General features: G+C 68.1%; 1 protein-coding gene. It reads right to left on the reverse strand.

The annotated features are described in order from the left end of the window. Nucleotides 1–638: hypothetical protein (locus tag ACSW7Y_RS17240; protein WP_438127446.1), on the reverse strand; the 638-nt coding region annotated here is incomplete at its 3' end. Nucleotides 639–659 lie beyond the last annotated feature (21 nt).

Genomic DNA, 659 nt, shown 5'->3' on the forward strand with positions numbered 1-659 from the left:
CCACGCTTGACGGCGTCGGTGCCGAACGTCTTGTTCAGCAGCCCCGCAGCGTCCTCGGACACGTGCACCGTGGTGCCGGTCAGGACCGCGTTGTCACCCTCGAGCTGCAGCGGCTTGAGGCTGCCGCCCCAGAGCTCGAACAGGTACGCGTTCGCCGCGGCGACCTTGCCGTTGACCAGCACGTCACCGTAGAGCTTGGACGAACCCGGGTTCACCACGAAGTTCTCCAGCGTCACCGTCGTGTCACCGGCCTTGAGCGTCAGACCCGAGTCGTCGTGGTTCAGCAGCCCCTGCACGTACGGACGGTACGAGCCGTCCGGGTTCCAGTACGTCACCGAACCGGCCGTGATCGGGAACGACACCGACCCGTCGGCGAGCTTGGCGTTGCCCGACACCCCGGGGGTGAGCTTCAGCGCGGTGAGGGCGTCGGTGAAGCCCGAGTCGAGCTTCACGGCCGTGGTCCCACCGAGCACCTCGGGCACCGACGCGACCGGCGCCGGGATCTTCGACGAGGAGGACGAGACGGTGTGGACCGTCGGGGTCGACGCGTTCGCGGCGCCGACACCGAACGCGGCGCCACCGAGGACGAGCGCGCCGGTCGTGGCGAGGGTGATCGAGGTCTTCAGGCTCTTGCGCATGATGTTCTGTCCTTTGCTGTG

The organism is Curtobacterium flaccumfaciens, assembly GCF_051548005.1.
Taxonomy (GTDB): domain Bacteria; phylum Actinomycetota; class Actinomycetes; order Actinomycetales; family Microbacteriaceae; genus Curtobacterium.